The sequence below is a fragment of the Streptomyces sulfonofaciens genome (genome assembly GCF_014656295.1).
GTDB lineage: Bacteria > Actinomycetota > Actinomycetes > Streptomycetales > Streptomycetaceae > Streptomyces > Streptomyces sulfonofaciens.
The window spans coordinates 251,521-266,970 of record NZ_BNCD01000007.1; the positions used below are offsets into that span (position 1 = coordinate 251,521).

Annotated in this window: 11 protein-coding genes and 1 pseudogene; 6 read left to right on the forward strand and 6 right to left on the reverse strand. The window is 72.3% G+C overall.

Annotation, left to right across the window (positions count from 1 at the left end; all coding sequences use genetic code 11):
* Positions 1–74 precede the first annotated feature (74 nt).
* On the reverse strand, positions 75–275 hold the full coding sequence (locus IE313_RS14470) for a hypothetical protein (RefSeq protein WP_189932009.1): 201 nt from the start codon (positions 273–275) through the stop codon (positions 75–77).
* A gap of 371 nt (positions 276–646) precedes the next feature.
* Between IE313_RS14470 and IE313_RS14475 the strand changes: the two genes are divergently transcribed.
* Positions 647–2,536: an AfsR/SARP family transcriptional regulator gene (locus IE313_RS14475; RefSeq protein WP_189932011.1), complete on the forward strand. Its 1,890-nt coding sequence runs from the start codon at positions 647–649 to the stop codon at positions 2,534–2,536.
* Here the strand turns inward: IE313_RS14475 and IE313_RS14480 are convergent.
* The 3 genes and pseudogenes from IE313_RS14480 to IE313_RS14490 form a co-directional block, all read right to left on the reverse strand.
* Complete coding sequence (locus IE313_RS14480) at positions 2,499–3,272, reverse strand: SDR family NAD(P)-dependent oxidoreductase (RefSeq protein WP_189932013.1); 774 nt, start codon at positions 3,270–3,272, stop codon at positions 2,499–2,501. The genes IE313_RS14475 and IE313_RS14480 overlap by 38 nt on opposite strands.
* 9 nt (positions 3,273–3,281) lie before the next feature.
* Positions 3,282–4,019, reverse strand: a complete 738-nt coding sequence (locus IE313_RS14485; RefSeq protein ID WP_189932015.1) for an MOSC domain-containing protein — start codon at positions 4,017–4,019, stop codon at positions 3,282–3,284.
* Positions 4,020–4,875: 856 nt separating this feature from the next.
* Positions 4,876–5,211: pseudogene (locus tag IE313_RS14490) on the reverse strand (WhiB family transcriptional regulator); the annotation flags it as partial.
* Positions 5,212–5,667: 456 nt separating this feature from the next.
* On the opposite strand from IE313_RS14490, the gene IE313_RS14495 reads away from it, so the two are divergent.
* The 4 genes from IE313_RS14495 (at position 5,668) to IE313_RS14510 (ending at position 10,854) form a co-directional block, all read left to right on the forward strand.
* A complete protein-coding gene (locus IE313_RS14495) occupies positions 5,668–6,279 on the forward strand; it encodes a response regulator transcription factor (protein ID WP_003948568.1) in 612 nt (203 codons plus the stop codon).
* 250 nt (positions 6,280–6,529) lie between these two features.
* Positions 6,530–7,105, forward strand: a complete 576-nt coding sequence (locus tag IE313_RS14500; protein WP_189932017.1) for a sigma-70 family RNA polymerase sigma factor — start codon at positions 6,530–6,532, stop codon at positions 7,103–7,105.
* 707 nt (positions 7,106–7,812) lie between these two features.
* A complete protein-coding gene (guaB, locus tag IE313_RS14505) occupies positions 7,813–9,318 on the forward strand; it encodes an IMP dehydrogenase (RefSeq protein WP_189932019.1) in 1,506 nt (501 codons plus the stop codon).
* A 411-nt stretch (positions 9,319–9,729) separates the two neighbouring features.
* Positions 9,730–10,854: a GuaB3 family IMP dehydrogenase-related protein gene (locus IE313_RS14510; RefSeq protein ID WP_189932021.1), complete on the forward strand. Its 1,125-nt coding sequence runs from the start codon at positions 9,730–9,732 to the stop codon at positions 10,852–10,854.
* 171 nt (positions 10,855–11,025) lie between these two features.
* On the opposite strand, the gene IE313_RS14515 is transcribed toward IE313_RS14510, so the two are convergent.
* Positions 11,026–12,348 carry a nucleotide sugar dehydrogenase gene (locus IE313_RS14515; protein WP_189932029.1) on the reverse strand — a complete coding sequence of 441 codons (1,323 nt, stop codon included), beginning with the start codon at positions 12,346–12,348 and terminating at the stop codon, positions 11,026–11,028.
* 279 nt (positions 12,349–12,627) lie between these two features.
* Here IE313_RS14515 and IE313_RS14520 point away from each other — a divergent pair, with 279 nt between their 5' ends.
* The gene (locus IE313_RS14520; RefSeq protein WP_189932031.1) at positions 12,628–14,334 is read left to right on the forward strand and encodes a glycerol-3-phosphate dehydrogenase/oxidase; all 1,707 of its coding nucleotides are present in this window, start codon (positions 12,628–12,630) and stop codon (positions 14,332–14,334) included.
* A gap of 67 nt (positions 14,335–14,401) precedes the next feature.
* On the opposite strand, the gene IE313_RS14525 is transcribed toward IE313_RS14520, so the two are convergent.
* Complete coding sequence (locus IE313_RS14525) at positions 14,402–15,439, reverse strand: serine hydrolase domain-containing protein (RefSeq protein ID WP_189932033.1); 1,038 nt, start codon at positions 15,437–15,439, stop codon at positions 14,402–14,404.
* Positions 15,440–15,450 lie beyond the last annotated feature (11 nt).

Genomic DNA, 15,450 nt, shown 5'->3' on the forward strand with positions numbered 1-15,450 from the left:
CCGCACGCCGAAAACGGGTGGCCCGCACGGCCCCGCGGACGGCCGTCGGACGGCTGCGGCCGCCGAGGCGCGGGTCAGACGGTCGCGTTCATCGCCTGGTACAGCGCGTAGAGAATCGCGGGGAGTGCCCCGACGAGGCCGGTGACCGCGGCGATCACCGCCGGCAGCCGACGGATCGACCGCAACGCCCTGATCACATAGGCGACCAGGACGAAGTAGGCCAAGGTGACGATAACCCCGGCAAGCAGCAACGCCGTGGGGCTGATGGTGTGCACAACACTGTTCTCCCTTGAGACTTTCCCAGTCCGGACATGGCGTACGGGCGCAGGGCACGGCTCGCTGCGGGTCTTGGCGGGACCCGGCCGTACCGGCGACACGTGGACATGACGGTAGCCCAAACGGATGTGGCAGGGCCAGAGTTGGCTGCGGACAGCAAGAAGGCAGGGGCCTCGGGAAGCCACTCCCGAGGATCACCCTGCTGTAGCTCGCACCCGGACTGGGAAGGTCTACGGGAGGCGATTTACCAAGACTCGCAGAGTTCGCTGGACGGTTGATATACGATCGATGGTCGTAGTCGTCAATCTCGTTTAGTCAGATGTTCCGGCCGCCGTGTCCCGGCCGCCGTGTCCCGGAAGGGGCGGCCCACATGATGTCGAGCGCCAGTGGAGAGCCGCGGTCCCGCACCGCCGCTCCCTCGCTGCGCTTTTCGGTCCTCGGTCCCGTCCGCGCCTGGCGCGACGACGAGCAGGTGTCCACAGGCTCCCCGCAGCAACGAGCCCTCCTGGCGGCTCTCCTGCTCCAGCGGGGCAGATCGTCCACGGCGGCCGAACTGGTCGACGCGATGTGGGGGCAGGAGCCGCCGGCGCAGAGCCTGGCCGCGCTGCGGACCTATGCCTCCCGCCTCCGCAAGGCCCTCGGGACGGATGCGCTGGTCAGCGCGGCGGGCGGATACGCGCTGCGCCTCCCGCCGGGGGCGCTCGACCTACAGGTCGTCGACGAACTGGGCGCCTCTGCCGAGAAGTCCCGCCTGGCGGGCGACATGCGCTCGGCGCGTGCACTGTTCCAGCAGGCGCTGGCCCACTGGGAGGGCGAGCCGCTGTCCGGTGTCCCGGGTCCCTTCGCCGCCACCCACAGGGTCAGGCTCGAAGAGAAGCGCCTCCAACTCCTCGAAGCCAGGCTGGAGGCCGACCTCGAAATCGGCGACCACCGCACGGCGGCCGGCGAGCTGACCGCCCTCACCGCCGTGCATCCGCTGCGGGAGCGGTTGCGCAGCCTCCTGATGACGGCCCTGTACCGCAGCGGCCGCCAGGCGGAGGCCCTGGCCGTCTACGAGGACACCCGGCGCCTCCTGACCGATGAGCTCGGCGTCGAACCGGGGGCCGAGCTGCAACAGCTCCACCAGCGCATCCTGCAGGCCGACCCGGTGCTCGCGGCGGCCGTGGAGCCGTCCGCCGCACGCCGGCACCCGGGCCCGGGCGTGCCCGGACAGCTCCCGGCCCCGGTGGCGGACTTCACGGGACGCGCGCAGGAAAGGGCAAGACTCAGGCAGACGCTCCTCGAAGCGCGCCGGGACCGGATGCCGGTGGCCGTCGTCTCCGGGCTTCCCGGGGTCGGCAAGACGGCGCTCGCCGTCCGGGTGGCCCAGGACCTGCGGGCGGAGTTCCCCGACGGCCAGCTCTACGGCCGTCTTGGACCCGACGGGGCACGGAGCCCCGGGCGCGTGCTCGCGGGCTTCCTCAGGGCTTTCGGCACGAGCGACTCCGACATCCCGGACGACGTGGAGGAGCGGGCCGCGCTGTGGCGGTCCACCCTGGTGGGTCGCCGTGTCCTGGTCCTGTTGGACGATGCCGCGGACATGGAGCAGGTGGTTCCGCTCCTGCCGGGCGAAGCGGGCTGCGCGGTTCTCCTCACCAGCCGTTCCCCGCTGTCGGGGGCCGGGACGCGGTTGCTCGCCCTGGACGTGCTCACGCACGAGGAGTCGGTGGACCTGTTCACCTCGGTCGCCGGCCGGGAACGCACGGCCGGCGAAGCGGCCGCGGTGCGTGACGTCGTCCGGGCCTGCGGCCATCTGCCGCTGGCCATCTGCCTCGCGGCATCCCGCTTCGCCGCCCGCCCTTCGTGGAACGTCGCCGACCTGGCGTCGCTGCTCCAGGACGGCCGCAGCACGGAACTGCGGATGGGAAGCCTGGTGGAACGCGTACTGCGCACGGCGCACCGCGCGTTGCCGCCGGCCGAGGCGCACGCCTTCGTACAACTGGGCCGCCTGGCGGACCCGGTGTTCTCCGTGGAGCACGGGGCGGCGGTCCTCCGCGTGCCGGACGAGGAGGCCGAACGGCTTCTGGAGGCGCTCGTCCACAGCTCCCTGCTCGGTTCACCCGCTCCGGGGCGCTACGCCTACCACCCGCTCGTCGGGCGGTACGCCCGGGAGCTGGCCGAGCGGGTCGGGCGCCCGGAGGGCGGAGGTCAGACGGGGGCCGGTGCGGAAGGGCGACCGGCTTCTAGCGCGGCCCGTACGAGCGGCCCGTCTTCGCGGTGATACCGCCCAGCAGCCGGCGGGGCGTGACCTTGACCAGGCCCATCAGGGTCTTGTAGCGCGCGTCGGGGATCGACACGGTCCTGCCCCTGCCGAGGTCGGCGAGTGCCGTGGCGACGACCTTGTCCGCGTCCAGCCACATCCAGTTCGGGATGCTGTCGACGCCCATCCCGGCCCGCTCGTGGAACTCCGTGCGGACGAACCCCGGGCACAGCGCCATCAGCCTGACGCCCGTACCGGACAGGTCGCGCGCCGCACCCTCGGTGAACTGCACGACCCACGCCTTGGACGCGCCGTAGGTGCCGCGCGGGACGAAGGCGCCGACCGAGGCGACGTTGACGACGGCGCCGCGGCCCCGCTCCCGCATCGGCTCGACGGCCGCGGACGTCAGCCGCAGCACCGCCTCGCAGTGCACCTTGAGCATCGTCAGCTCGTCCACGACGGGCACCTGGAGGTAGCGGCCCTTGTGGCCGAACCCGGCGTTGTTCACCAGCAGGTCGATCGGGCTCGTGAGATCGGACAACCGCGCCACGACCGTCTCGATGCCCCGGTCCGTGGCCAGGTCGGCGGTCAGCACCTGGGCCTCGATGCCGTGTCTGTCGTGCAGTTCGGTGGCCTGCTCCTGCAGCCGCTCGGTGGTGCGCGCCGCCAGCACCAGATTGTGCCCGTTCGCAGCGAGACGCCGCGCGAACGCGGCGCCGATGCCCGAGGTGGATCCCGTAATCAGAGCCGTTGTCATGCACCAAGGTTAGTGACCGTCGAGCGACCCCGCCCCCGGCGCACGCCCCCCTGGCCCAACGCCCTGCTCCACCGCCACGTACTTCCTGGCCTGCTCGATCGCCTCCGGATGCAGTGCGTCGCCCGCCGCGAGCAGCCGGGGCAGCAACCGCCGCTCCAGGGTGACCGCGCGGAACTGGAGGGCGACCGTCACCTCGTGGTCGGGGCGGTGCACGATCTCGATGGGGTCGCCGGTACGGATCTCGCCCGGCTCGATCACCCGCAGATAGGCGCCCGGCGCCGCCTCCCGGGTGAAGCGTTTGATCCAGTTCTCCGTACGCCCGTCCGGTACCCGTGCCTCCAGCTCGCCCGCGAACGTTTGGCAGGGGATGCGTCCGCTGGTCACCTCCAGGACCAGCGACGGGCCGATCCGCCAGCGCTCACCGATCCGCGCGCCGGACACGTCCAACCCCTCGGTCGTGAGGTTCTCACCGAAGACGCCGTTGGCCAGCGGCGCGCCCACCGCGTCCTGCCAGCGGTCCAGGTCCTCGCGGGCGAAGGCGTACACGGCCTGGTCGTTACCGCCGTGGTGCCGGGTGTCGCAGACGGCATCACCGGCCACGCCGCTCGTCCCGACCCCCTTGGGCCCCGGTGGCGCCACCCGGACCGGCCCGGTCACCGGCCGCTTGTCGATGCCGGTCAACCCCTCCGGCTGGCCCGTGTACGAAACGGTCTTGGCGCGGCCCACGTTCAGGGACAGAAGCTTCATGGCGGCACGCTATTGGATGCGTGTCGCGCGCATCCATACCGCGGTGTGTGGACGCCTGCTGTGCAGAAACGTTCCGTCAGAAAGGGTCGACTGAAGGGCCGGGCATACGGGGCGAGCTGGGCGGGGCTGGAGCGGCGGAGGAGACGGGAGCGGCTGCGGGAGGGGCGGGGGAGGGAGCTGCGGAAGGGGGCGACGGGCTCGGGGAGGCGGTGGTCGTGCCGGTGGCGGGCGGGTCGCAGGCAGCGGGCGGGGCGACATGGGTGCCACGGTCGGGATCATCGTCGGGGGCGGTTTCAGGGGCGGTATCGGGGGTGGCGGAAGAGGCCGACGCCGTCTTCGTCTGTACGTCGAGCGGGGCGGTGGGGGCGGCCGGGGCGGCGGAGATGGCTGGGTCGGCCGAGGCGGCTGGGTCGGCGGAGATGGCTGAGTCGGCCGAGGGGGTTGGGTCGGCTGGGTCGGCCGAGGGGGCCGGGGGGATCGGGGCGGCCGGAGTGGCTTGGCGGGCCGGGTCGGCTCGGGGGGCCGGGTGGGGCGGGACCTGAGTGAGGGGTGGGGCGGCCGGGATGACGGGGATGGCCCGCGTCCGCCAGTCGAGTGAGGTTGTGGTGTTGAACGGGGTCCGTGTGCCGCGCGGGATCGCCGTGCCGGGTGCGGCTTGCATATCGGGCGGGGGTTCGGGCGGGGACGTGGCGTCCGACGGCGGGGTGGGCAAGGCTCCCGTTGAACCCGTTGAACCCGTTGAACCCGTTGAACCCGTTGAACCCGTTGAACCCGTTGAACCCGTTGAACCCGGGCTGTCCGGGGCCCCTTCCGGTGCCGGCGGCCGGCCGCCCGGTGGCGGGGCCCCGGGGGACGCTCCCGGGGAACCGCCGCCCGCGGAGCCGGAACCGCCCGCGGATGTCGACACCAGGCGGTTGCGGGCACGCCCCATGAGCTCCTCCCGCTCGTCCTCCGTCAGTCCGCCCCACACCCCGTACGGCTCCCGGACGGCCAGGGCGTGTGCGGCGCACTCCGCGCGCACCGGGCACCGCATGCAGACTTCCTTGGCCGAGTTCTCACGCGCGCTGCGCGCCGCCCCCCGCTCGCCCTCCGGGTGGAAGAAGAGCGAGCTGTCGACCCCGCGGCAGGCCGCGAGCAGCTGCCAGTCCCACAGATCCGCGTTGGGTCCGGGAAGGCGGGAGAAGTCTGCCATTAGCTGTCCCCTTATAGCCGTTTCTGCGGCCGCTGTTGTGCGGGCGGTGTGCGCACGTGCATCTCTACTGTCTAAGGAGATGAAAATATGACTCTTTATGAATCTAGCCGCAGACACTAGCAATGGTGAAGAAAACCAGCTAAATGGGTCATGACTCTTCGTGAAGGAATTGCCAGGGAAGAGGTGGGGCCCGGTGAAGGGTCGGGTGCCGGATCGACGGGTGTATCAGGGCGGATGCCGTCCGCTGCGTCGTGTCCGCGCCCTCACGTAGAGTGCCGAACATGCCTGCCTGACCCGTAACTCTTTCGAGTGACCGTCGTTGAGAGTGCGGAAGCGGTTGAAAGAACAGAAGCGCTCGGGCAGGCGTCCGAGGGCTCAACCGCAGAGGTGACGACTCGTACCAGCCTGGAGGCTCAAGGTGACGCGCATCAGCTGCGAGAGCCGCGGAGGTCAGCCATGACATCCGTCCTCGTCTGTGATGACTCCCCGCTTGCCCGAGAGGCGCTGCGCCGTGCGGTGGCGACCGTACCCGGTGTCGAGCGCGTGACGACGGCGGCCAACGGCGAGGAAGTCCTCCGCCGCTGGGGCGCCGATCGCTCGGATCTGATTCTGATGGACGTGCGCATGCCGGGCCTCGGCGGCGTGGAGACCGTCCGGCGGCTGCTCTCGGCGGACCCCGGCGCGCGCATCATCATGCTCACCGTCGCCGAGGACCTGGACGGTGTGGCGCTCGCGGTGGCCGCCGGGGCCCGCGGCTATCTCCACAAGGACGCCTCCCGCGCGGAGCTGCGCGCCACGGTGACACAGGCCCTGGCCGATCCGACTTGGCGGCTGGCCCCGCGCCGCCTGCGGTCCGCCGAGATGGGCGCCGCGCCCACTCTCACGGCCCGTGAGATCCAGGTCCTGGAGGGCATGAGCCACGGCCGGTCCAACGCCGAGATCGGCCGCGAGCTCTTCCTCTCCGAAGACACGGTCAAGACGCACGCCAGACGCCTCTTCAAGAAGCTCGGCGCCTCGGACCGGGCGCATGCGGTAGCGCTCGGCTTCCGCTGGGGCCTGGTCCGCTGAGTGCGCCGCGGCGGGGATACGGCGTCCCCGTCCGCCTTTCGGTGGACGGGGCGACGGATGCCCGCTGCTCGTTTCGCGGCCGATGCCGCATCCTTGAGGGGTGGAGTTCCTCAGGGACCAGTCGGCCGAGCGGAACGAGCGTGAGGGGAGGGCGCAGGAGATGAGTTCCAGTGCACCTGCTCATAACGCTTCGGTGCACAACTACGGACGGGGTGCCGCGGACCAGCCGGCGCCAAGGCACCATGGACCGATGCGCGACGACGGGACGACGGGGATCGGGGCACTCGTCCACCGCGCCGTGGACGGCGACGAGCAGGCCACACACGATCTGCTGGCCCATGTGCATCCCCTGGCGCTGCGGTACTGCCGCACCCGTCTGTCCCGGCTGCCGGGTGACGCACGGCACTTCGTGGAGGACCTCGCCCAGGAAGTGTGTGTCGCGGTGCTGCTCGCCCTGCCGCGCTACCGCGACACCGGCCGCCCCTTCGAGGCCTTCGTCTTCGCCATCGCCTCGCACAAGGTCGCCGACCTGCAACGCGCCGCCATGCGCCACCCCGGCTCGACGGCCGTGCCCTCCGACGAGATGCCCGAGCGCCCCGACGACTCGCTCGGGCCCGAGGAGCGCGCCCTGCTCAGCAGCGACGCGGAACGTGCCAAGGAACTCCTGGCCAACCTCCCCGACAACCAGCGCGAACTACTGCTGCTGCGCATCGCCATGGGACTGACCGCCGAGGAGACCGGCCAGGTCCTCGGCATGTCACCCGGAGCGGTCCGGGTCGCCCAGCACCGGGCCCTCAGCCGGCTCCGGGCCCTCGCCGAGCAGTAGTCCCTGCCGAGCAGCAGACCTCACCGGGCCGGGGCCCCCGCCGAGCCGTAACCCCCGCCGGGGACGGCTTCCACCGTGCTGGAGTCCCCGCCGGCAGCGGCGTGCCCCCGCCGGCAACGGCGCCCCGGACGGCGGCGGCGCCCCTCGCGCCGCGGCACCCCGCCCCCCGCCCTCGTGGCGCGAGCCTTCTGCGGCACCCCCCTCATGCGGGTCGTCCCTCCCCTGACGCACGCCTCGTGCGGTGCGTCTGTTCCGCGGCGCACGCCCTATGGGGCCGCGCCCCTCTTGTGCACCCGCCCCATCCGCGTGCACAGGCGCGCCCGCGCACCCCGTCTGTCCCGCGTGCATCCGCAACCCCGGATGCACATCCGCCCCCGGTCGCGCACCGGCTTGCCGACGCACCCGGTGCACATCTATGCAACCCCGTCGCACCCCTGTCTGCCTCCGTCCGACGCCGCCGCCCGGCGGAGTCGGGTCGAGGGCGGCTCGGCACACAGCCCGGCTTATGCGTAGGAATACCAGTGCCCGTATGGATAACCGCACGAAGACGTCGGGTGAATACAGGATGGGTAAGTGGTGAGTACGTAGGGGTTGCGTTTACGTACGAAACTACGAAGCCCGATGATGGCTTGCACCATGGAATGAGACGGCCGCCGTGCCCGTTAGCATGGACATCCGCACCGATCAAGGCTATTGGGGAAGGTGTCATGACGTCCGACATCGACGGAGTGCCCGAGAAATTCGCGACACTCGGGCTGACCTACGACGATGTGCTGCTGCTGCCGGGCGCCTCGGAAGTGCTGCCGAACCAGGTGGACACCTCCTCTCGTGTCTCGCGCTCCGTCAAGGTGACCATCCCGCTGCTGTCGGCCGCCATGGACAAGGTGACCGAGGCCAGGATGGCGATCGCCATGGCGCGGCAGGGCGGCGTCGGCGTGCTGCACCGCAATCTCTCCATCGCCGACCAGGCCAACCAGGTCGACCTGGTCAAGCGGTCCGAGTCCGGGATGGTCACCGACCCCATCACGGTCCGGCCCGACGCCACCCTGGCCGAGGCGGACGAGCTGTGCGCCAAGTTCCGGATCAGCGGTGTCCCGGTCACCGACGCGAGCGGCAAGCTGCTCGGCATCGTCACCAACCGTGACATGGCCTTCGAGTCCGACCGCACGCGCCAGGTGCGCGAGGTCATGACGCCGATGCCGCTGGTCACCGGCAAGGTCGGCATCTCGGGTGTGGACGCCATGCAACTGCTGCGCCGCCACAAGATCGAGAAGCTGCCGCTGGTGGACGAGGCCGGCGTGCTCAAGGGCCTGATCACCGTCAAGGACTTCGTCAAGGCCGAGCAGTACCCGAACGCCGCCAAGGACGCCGAGGGCAGGCTGCTGGTCGGGGCCGCGGTGGGCGCCAGCCCGGAGGCGCTGGAGCGCTCGCAGGCGCTGGTGGAGGCGGGGGTCGACTTCCTCGTCGTGGACACCTCGCACGGCCACAACAGCAACGCCCTGAGCTGGATGTCCAAGATCAAGTCGTCGGTGCCGGTGGACGTCATCGGCGGCAACGTCGCCACCCGCGACGGCGCCCGTGCCCTGCTCGACGCCGGGGTGGACGGCGTCAAGGTGGGCGTCGGACCCGGCTCGATCTGCACCACGCGTGTGGTCGCCGGCATCGGAGTCCCGCAGGTCACGGCCATCTACGAGGCCGCGGAGGCATGCCGGGACGCCGGGGTCCCGGTGATCGGCGACGGCGGTCTGCAGTACTCGGGCGACATCGGCAAGGCGCTCGCCGCCGGTGCGAGCACGGTCATGCTGGGCAGCCTCCTCGCCGGTTGCGAGGAGTCCCCGGGCGAGCTGCTGTTCATCAACGGCAAGCAGTTCAAGTCCTACCGCGGCATGGGCTCGCTGGGCGCCATGCAGTCCCGTGGCCAGGGCCGCTCGTACTCGAAGGACCGCTACTTCCAGTCCGACGTCGCCTCCGACGACAAGCTGGTGCCGGAGGGCATCGAGGGCCAGGTGCCCTACCGCGGCCCCCTCGCCGCCGTGCTGCACCAGCTCGTGGGCGGTCTGCGCCAGACCATGGGGTACGTGGGCGCGGCGACCGTCGACGAGATGGAGCACAAGGGCCGCTTCGTACGGATCACGTCCGCGGGCCTCAAGGAGAGCCACCCGCACGACATCCAGATGACGGTCGAGGCGCCGAACTACACCACCCGCGGCTGACACCGCCCCGGCCCCGTCCGGGCGGGCCCCTTCCGGGCCGGGCCCCTTTCGGGCCGGGCCGCCTCCGGGCCAGGGCAGGCCCTGACAGGGCCAGGGTCCACCCGGGCCCATCCGGGCCCACCCAGGTCGGGTCCCCCCAGGGCGCCCGGGGCATGTTCTTCCCGGTCGTCCGGGCAGGCCGGTGGCCCTCGGGGGAGGTTCCAGGACGTTTCCTGGGCAGGCTCCTCCTCGGACGGCCCGGCTGCCTCGGCCGCGCTGCCCGGGAGCAGACGTCCCGGCGTGGCGGACCGGGGCTGCACGCGCGCGTGGCGGGCCCTCCGGAGCACGCTCCCTGGGCGGCCCTTTCCGTGCGGCGGCGGCCGGTCGGGGGATACTGGACGGCGCCGAGACGCAGAGGGAAAGGCCACACACGTGACTGAGATCGAAATCGGGCGCGGCAAGCGCGGCCGCAGGGCGTACGCCTTCGACGACATCGCCGTCGTCCCCAGTCGCCGCACGCGCGACCCGAAAGAGGTCTCGATCGCCTGGCAGATCGACGCCTACCGCTTCGAGCTGCCGTTCCTCGCCGCGCCCATGGACTCGGTCGTCTCCCCGGCGACCGCCATCCGCATCGGTGAGCTGGGCGGCCTCGGCGTGCTGAACCTGGAGGGCCTCTGGACGCGGTACGAGGACCCGCAGCCGCTGCTCGACGAGATCGCGGACCTGCCGGGGCACAAGGCCACCCGCCGGCTCCAGGAGATCTACGCCGCGCCCATCAAGGAGGAGCTGATCGGGCAGCGCATCAAGGAGGTGCGCGACTCCGGTGTGGTCACCGCGGCCGCGCTCTCACCGCAGCGCACCGCCCAGTTCTCCAAGGCCGTGGTGGACGCCGGCGTCGACATCTTCGTGATCCGCGGCACCACCGTCTCCGCGGAGCACGTGTCGAGCGCGGCCGAGCCGCTGAACCTGAAGCAGTTCATCTACGAACTCGACGTGCCCGTGATCGTCGGCGGCTGCGCCACGTACACCGCGGCACTGCACCTGATGCGCACCGGCGCGGCGGGCGTGCTGGTCGGCTTCGGCGGCGGTGCCGCCCACACCACCCGCAATGTCCTGGGCATCCAGGTCCCCATGGCGACCGCGGTCGCGGACGTCGCCGCCGCCCGGCGGGACTACATGGACGAGTCCGGCGGACGCTACGTGCACGTCATCGCGGACGGCGGTGTGGGCTGGTCGGGCGACCTCCCCAAGGCCATCGCCTGCGGCGCGGACTCCGTGATGATGGGCTCCCCGCTGGCGCGCGCCAGTGACGCGCCGGGCCGCGGCCACCACTGGGGCATGGAGGCCGTGCACGAGGAGGTGCCGCGCGGCGTGAAGGTCGACCTCGGCACCGTGGGCTCCATCGAGGAGGTCCTGACCGGCCCCGCGCACTCCCCGGACGGTTCGATGAACTTCTTCGGCGCGCTGCGCCGCGCGATGGCGACGACCGGCTACAGCGAGCTCAAGGAGTTCCAGCGGGTCGAGGTCACGGTCGCGGACTCCCAGCACAAGCGCTGAGGCGGTACCGCGGTTGCCCCGGGCGGGCCCCTGCGCCGCCCGGGGCCGTGGGCGCCTGAGGGGCGCGGTCGCGGCCCGTGCACGGGCAGCCCGGTCGGGCGGCTGGCGGAGGGCCTTGGTGCTCCCGGCGCGCCGCCCGCGGGCCACACCGGGCGCACCGGGCGGCCGGCCTCAGAGCCGCTCTGCCGCGCCCGCCGGTGTCGCGCCGCGGGTGTCCAGCAGGAGCTGGGCCTTCACCGACAGGCCCTGGAGGTCGTACGTGCGGTGGTGCTGGAGCAGCAGGGTGAGGTCCGCGCGGGTGGCGGCCTCGTAGAGCGCGTCGGCACGCGGCACAGGGCGTCCGAGGACGTCCCAGGCGGGTACATGGGGATCGTGGTAGCTGACGGCCGCGCCCAGTTCCATCAGCCGTACCGCGATCTCCTCGGCGGGTGAGCCCTGACGGTCGGCCAGGTCCGGTTTGTAGGTGACACCCAGCAGCAGGACGCGTGCGCCGCGTGCGGACTTCCCGTGCTCGTTGAGGAGCGCCGCCGCGCGCTGGACGACGTACAGGGGCATGTGGTTGTTGACCTGCTGCGCGAGCTCCACCATGCGCAGGGTGCGAACCGTGTGCGGCGGTCCGGGCGGACGCGGCGGCGCGGTGTGCCCCGACAGGTCCTGCGGGACGGTGTGGCCGCCCACGCCGGGTCCCGGCCGGAAGGCCTGGAACCCGAACGGCTTGGTCTCCGCGCAGCGGATCACGTCCCAGATGTCGACGCCGAGATCGTGGCAGAGCACCGCCATCTCGTTGACGAGGGCGATGTTGACGTGCCGGTAGTTGGTCTCCAGGAGCTGTACCGTCTCCGCCTCGCGGGGCCCACGCGCGCGTACCACCTTCTCCGTCAGCCGTCCGTAGAACGCCGCCGCGGACTCCGTGCAGGCCGGGGTGAGGCCGCCGATCACCTTGGGCGTGGTCCGGTAGCCCTCGCCGCGGTGGCCCGGGTCGGTGCGCACGGGGGAGTAGGCGAGGTGGAAGTCGCGGCCCGCGCGCAGTCCGGAACCCTCTTGGAGCAGCGGCAGCAGGAAGTCCTCCGTGGTGCCGGGGGGCACCGGGGACTCCAGGATCACCGTGGTGTGCGGACGCAGCCGGGCCGCCAGGGCGCGGCCCGCCTCGGCGACCCGGCCGAGCCCGGGGCCGCCGTCGGGCCCGGGCGGGGTGGGGACGCAGATCACCGCGGTGCGCACCCGGCCGAGCTGCGCCGGGTCGGCGCCCGGCCGCAGGCCGCCCGAGACGATGCGGCGCAGGTCGGCCGCGGTGAGGGTGCCGCATGCGCCCGTACCGCCGCCCTCCGCCGGATCCGCGGGGAAGCGGCCGCAGGCGGGTTCGGCAGGGGCGCGGCAGGGCACCGGGTCCGGGAGGAGGTCGTAGCCGAGGGTGGGGATGCCGGCGGCCACGGCGGCCTGGGCGAGGGGCAGACCGAAGGGGCCGAGACCGATGACGGCGAGATCAGCGGGCATGGGAGCGGCGTCCTTCCCGATAGCCGGAGCGGGCGGATCACGCAAGTCCTGTGGACAGAGTGGACCAGCGCAATGTCACACTAGGAGTAAATATGACCGTTGTGTCGCATTGACTGCCCGGAAATTGGGGCGTGTTGGCCGCGCGGGAGCCGGGGGTTGTCCACAGGCCGCGGATTGGTGGTGGCTGAAGTCGGGGAACGCGGTGAGACTGGACGTGGGGGATGTGAGTGCGGGCACGGTTGATGCCGTGCCGGCCGCGAGAGGTGACGGGAGGCAGCGGTGAGGACAGCGACACTGGGACCGGCGCGACGCGCCGAGTCCCTGGCGGCAATGGCCGATCACGAGCTGGACGTGCTGGTCGTCGGCGCAGGAGTGGTCGGCGCGGGCACGGCACTCGACGCGGCGACCCGTGGCCTGTCCACCGGTCTCGTCGAGGCCCGCGACTGGGCGTCGGGCACCTCCAGCCGCTCCAGCAAGCTGATCCACGGCGGCCTGCGATATCTGGAGATGCTGGACTTCGCCCTGGTCAGGGAGGCACTCAAGGAGCGCGGCCTGCTCCTGGAGCGCATCGCGCCGCACCTCGTGAAGCCGGTGCCGTTCCTGTATCCGCTCCAGCACCCGGGCTGGGAGCGGGTCTACGCGGGCACCGGCGTCGCCCTGTACGACCTGATGTCCATGGCCCGCGGCCACGGCCGCGGCCTGCCCGGGCACCGGCACCTGACCCGGCGCCACGCCCTGCGCGTCGCCCCCTGCCTGAAGAAGGACGCCCTCGTCGGCGCCCTCCAGTACTACGACGCCCAGATGGACGACGCCCGCTACGTCGCCACCCTGGTGCGCACCGCCGCCGCGTACGGCGCGCACGTCGCCAACCGCGCGCGTGTGACGGGCTTCCTGCGCGAGGGCGAGCGCGTCGTCGGCGTCCGGGTGCACGACCTGGAGACCGACGGCGAGTACGAGATCCGCGCCAAGCAGGTGGTCAACGCCACCGGCGTCTGGACCGACGACACCCAGGCCATGGTCGGCGAGCGCGGCCAGTTCCACGTCCGGGCCTCCAAGGGCATCCACCTCGTCGTGCCGAAGGACCGCATCAATTCCCGCACCGGCCTGATCCTGCGCACCGAGAAGAGCGTGCTGTTCGTCATCCCCTGGGGCCGGCACTGGATCGTCGGCACCACCGACACCGACTGGGACCTGGACAAGGCCCACCCGGCGGCCTCCAGCGCCGACATCGACTACGTCCTGCGGCATGTGAACGCCGTCCTGGCCGTCCCCCTGACCCGGGACGACGTCCAAGGGGTGTACGCGGGCCTGCGGCCCCTGCTCGCCGGCGAGTCCGAGGCCACCAGCAAGCTGTCGCGCGAGCACACCGTCGCGCACGCAGCGCCCGGGCTCGTGGTGGTGGCCGGCGGGAAGTACACCACGTACCGCGTGATGGCCAAGGACGCCGTGGACGAGGCGGTGCACGGCCTCGACCAGCGAGTCGCCGACTGCGTCACGGAGGACATCCCGCTCGTCGGAGCCGAGGGCTACAGGGCGCTGTGGAACGCCCGCGCCCGCATCGCCGCCGACACCGGCCTGCACGTCGCCCGGGTGGAGCACCTGCTGAACAGGTACGGGTCGCTCAGCGAGGAACTGCTCGGCCTGATCGCCGACGACCCCACCCTCGCCGCACCCCTCCAGGGCGCCGACGACTACCTCCGCGCCGAGATCGTCTACGCCGCCTCCCACGAGGGGGCCCGCCACCTCGACGACGCCCTCACCCGCCGCACCCGCATCTCCATCGAGACCTTCGACCGCGGTACCCGCTGCGCCCGCGAGGCCGCCCTGTTGATGGCCCCGGTCCTCGGCTGGGACACCGACCGCGTCGACCGCGAGGTGGAGCACTACGAGAAGCGCGTCCAGGCGGAGCGCGAGTCCCAGCTCCAGCCCGACGACCTCACGGCGGACGCCGCCCGGCTGGGCGCCCCGGACATAGTGGCGGGCTGACCCCAGGCCCCGCCCCTGCCCCGAGCTCCCCGCCCAGGTCCACCACCGCGCGGGACCGGCCGCCCGCTCACCGCGGACAGAACTCCGCGGTGAGCAGGGCCCGTTCCGCCGCGGCAGGCGGCACCGCGTCCGCGTCCACCCGGTAGGTCAGCACCCGCTCCCCGCCCCGGACCGCGGCGCTGCGCACATAGCTGCCCCGGATGCGGCCGTTGTGCCCCCACACCGTCACCCCGCACGGCAGCCGCTGCGGATAGATCCCCAACCCGTAGGCCCCCCCCGTGCCACCGGTGTCCAGCATCCTGGCCAGTTCGGCGGCGGGAAGCAGCCGACCGCCGAGCAGGGCCGAGTAGAAGCGGTCCAGGTCGGTGAGGGTGGAGACCACTTCGCCCGCCGCGCCCGCCACCCGGGGGTCCAGGTCGGTGACCTCCCGTCCGCCGGCGGTGTACGCGCGCCCGTGCGGTTCGGGCAGGTCCCGCCGGGCACCGGGGAAGGAGGTGCCGGCGAGATGCAGCGGCCCGATGATCCGCTGCCTCGCCTCTGCCGCGTACGACTCGCCGGTGACCGCCTCGATCACCATGCCGAGCAGCACGTAGTCGGTGTTGGAGTACGCGAAGACACCCCGTGCGGACGGCCGGTGGGACAGCGCGAGGCGGACCGCGCCGGCCGCCGCGAGCGGCACGGTGCCACCGGTGTCCGCGGTGAAGTCATGCAGCCCGCTGGTGTGGTCGAGCAACTCGCGCAGGGTGAGCAGGCGCCCGTCGTTGCCCCGGCCCCGCACCAGGCCCGGCAGGTGCTGCTCCACCGTGTCGGAGAGCGAGAGCCGGCCCTCCGCGGCGAGTTGGAGCACCACCGTGGCGAGGAACGTCTTCGTGATGCTGCCGGCCCTGAAGTGGTCGGCGCGCCGGATGCCCGGCCCGCTGCGGGCGAACCGTGTGCCCGTTTCGTCACGGACGAGCAGCGCGGCGGTCCTGCCCTTGCCCTCGCCGGCGAGCAGGGGAAGAGTGGCGACCGGGACCGCGGGCCCGGCGGCCGGGAGGCTGCCGGGGGCCAGGCCCAGCAGCACCGCGGCCAGCGAAAGGGCCCGCAGTGTCCGGGACACGGGCATCAGGGTCCTCC

Coding starts and splice junctions, on each gene's coding strand:
- IE313_RS14500 (WP_189932017.1), top strand. CDS start 6,530: ATGCGCGACGACGGGACGACGGGGATCGGGGCACTCGTCCACCGCGCC.
- IE313_RS14525 (WP_189932033.1), bottom strand. CDS start 15,439: ATGCCCGTGTCCCGGACACTGCGGGCCCTTTCGCTGGCCGCGGTGCTG.
- IE313_RS14475 (WP_189932011.1), top strand. CDS start 647: ATGATGTCGAGCGCCAGTGGAGAGCCGCGGTCCCGCACCGCCGCTCCC.
- IE313_RS14480 (WP_189932013.1), bottom strand. CDS start 3,272: ATGACAACGGCTCTGATTACGGGATCCACCTCGGGCATCGGCGCCGCG.
- guaB (WP_189932019.1), top strand. CDS start 7,813: ATGACGTCCGACATCGACGGAGTGCCCGAGAAATTCGCGACACTCGGG.
- IE313_RS14515 (WP_189932029.1), bottom strand. CDS start 12,348: ATGCCCGCTGATCTCGCCGTCATCGGTCTCGGCCCCTTCGGTCTGCCC.
- IE313_RS14485 (WP_189932015.1), bottom strand. CDS start 4,019: ATGAAGCTTCTGTCCCTGAACGTGGGCCGCGCCAAGACCGTTTCGTAC.
- IE313_RS14495 (WP_003948568.1), top strand. CDS start 5,668: ATGACATCCGTCCTCGTCTGTGATGACTCCCCGCTTGCCCGAGAGGCG.